Below are 1,776 nucleotides of genomic sequence, written 5' to 3'. Positions count from 1 at the left end.
GGCTCATAGATAACGCGCTTGGCCTCGTCGTCGTAGCGCACCTCGACGAAGCCGGTCAGCGGGAAATCCTTGCGCAAGGGATGGCCTTCGAAGCCATAGTCGGTCAGCAGGCGGCGCAGGTCGGGATGGCCGGAGAACAAAACGCCGTAGAGATCGTAGGTCTCGCGCTCGAACCAGTCGGCGCCGGGATAGACGCCGGTGATCGACGGCACCATGGTTTCCTCGTCGGCCTGCACCTTGACGCGGACGCGCACATTCTGCTTCGGCGACAACAGGTGATAGACGACGTCGAAACGCTTGGCCCGCGACGGATAGTCGGCGCCGCAGACATCGATGATCGAGATGAACTGGCAGCGCGCATCGTCGCGCAGGAAGGTCATCACTTCGACCAGATCGCGCGGCTCGACATGGATGGTGAGTTCGCCATAGGCGATATCAGCCTCGTTCACGCGGCCGATCAGCTTCTCGCCGAGATAGTTCGACAGTTCGCTCAGGGATGCGGTCATGGATTTACCGTTCGATCGTGCCGGTGCGGCGGATCTTCTTCTGCAGGAGAAGAATGCCGTAGAGCAGCGCTTCGGCGCTCGGCGGACAGCCGGGCACATAGATGTCGACCGGCACGATGCGGTCGCAGCCGCGCACCACCGAATAGGAATAGTGGTAATAGCCGCCGCCATTGGCGCAGGAGCCCATCGAGATGACGTAGCGCGGCTCCGGCATCTGGTCGTAGACCTTGCGCAGCGCCGGCGCCATCTTGTTGGTCAGCGTGCCGGCGACGATCATGATGTCGGACTGGCGCGGAGACGCACGCGGCGCGACACCGAACCGCTCCGAATCATAGCGCGGCATCGAGGTGTGGATCATCTCGACCGCGCAGCAGGCGAGGCCGAACGTCATGAACATCAGCGACCCGCTGCGCGCCCAGGTGATGAGCGCCTCGGTCGAAGTGACCAGAAAGCCCTTGTCGGCCAACTCGTTGTTGATCTCGAGGAAGAAGGGATCGTCCTCCCCCACCGGCCTGCCGGTGTTGGGATCGATGATGCCCTTGGGCTTCGGCGCGACGAGGGTGCCTGAACTGTCGTTCAATCCCATTCCAGCGCTCCTTTTTTCCATTCATAGGCAAAGCCGATGGTCAGCACCGCCAAAAAAACCATCATCGACCAGAAACCGAGCATGCCGATTTTCGAAAATGACACCGCCCACGGAAACAGGAAGGCTACTTCCAGGTCGAAGATGATGAACAGGATCGACACCAGGTAGAAACGGATGTCGAACTTCATGCGGGCGTCGTCGAACGAGTTGAAACCGCACTCGTAGGCGGAAAGCTTTTCGGGATCGGGATTGCGGTAGGCCACCAGGAAGGGCGCGGCCAGCAGCGCCAGGCCGACAACCAGCGCCACGCCTATGAACAGGACGATGGGCAGGTATGAGCTCAAGAGTGCGTTCATGCTCGGCTTTCCGTTGGCGCCAATCCACGTTGATTACAGCACCGGACCCTAATGCGGAAGCGTGACAGTTTAACCGCTGAACCGTTTTAAGGGCCTATGCTGCAACGCGGCGAGGGTTAGCGCAGCACTTCCAGCGAAGCAAGTCAAACCTTGTTCAAAACATCGACCTGGACGGCATATCGCGGCAAACTGGTCCGATCCGCTCCTGTTTGATTTCCTTCGCTTTTTACTCCACTTTTCTCTCCTGACATGGATGCCGCCAAAACCCTGCTAGCATGGGTTGGAATCAGCCATTCGACCCTCGGTCAAAACACGTCAAAGTGATATC

The 1,776-nt window shown here is 59.5% G+C and carries 3 protein-coding genes; all 3 read right to left on the bottom strand.

Translation table 11 applies throughout. From position 1 onward, the window contains the following. Positions 1-506, bottom strand: a 506-nt coding sequence (locus EN914_RS34265) for an NADH-quinone oxidoreductase subunit C (protein ID WP_127389629.1), incomplete at its 3' end; no start/stop codon positions are given. A gap of 4 nt (positions 507-510) precedes the next feature. Beyond that, positions 511-1,092: an NADH-quinone oxidoreductase subunit B family protein gene (locus EN914_RS34260; RefSeq protein ID WP_013531090.1), complete on the bottom strand. Its 582-nt coding sequence runs from the start codon at positions 1,090-1,092 to the stop codon at positions 511-513. After that, positions 1,083-1,448: an NADH-quinone oxidoreductase subunit A gene (locus EN914_RS34255; protein ID WP_010910112.1), complete on the bottom strand. Its 366-nt coding sequence runs from the start codon at positions 1,446-1,448 to the stop codon at positions 1,083-1,085. The genes EN914_RS34260 and EN914_RS34255 overlap by 10 nt, the downstream gene beginning before the upstream one ends. Positions 1,449-1,776: the final 328 nt, after the last annotated feature.

The organism is Mesorhizobium sp. M7A.F.Ca.CA.001.08.2.1, from assembly GCF_003998455.1.
In the GTDB taxonomy this organism is placed as follows: domain Bacteria; phylum Pseudomonadota; class Alphaproteobacteria; order Rhizobiales; family Rhizobiaceae; genus Mesorhizobium; species Mesorhizobium ciceri.
Note: the sequence above shows the minus strand (reverse complement) of the source record. Positions and strands in the feature narration are given on the sequence as shown.

Excerpts from the sequence above, each read along its gene's own strand:
- EN914_RS34260 (WP_013531090.1), bottom strand. The coding sequence starts at position 1,092 with ATGGGATTGAACGACAGTTCAGGCACCCTCGTCGCGCCGAAGCCCAAG.
- EN914_RS34255 (WP_010910112.1), bottom strand. The coding sequence starts at position 1,448 with ATGAACGCACTCTTGAGCTCATACCTGCCCATCGTCCTGTTCATAGGC.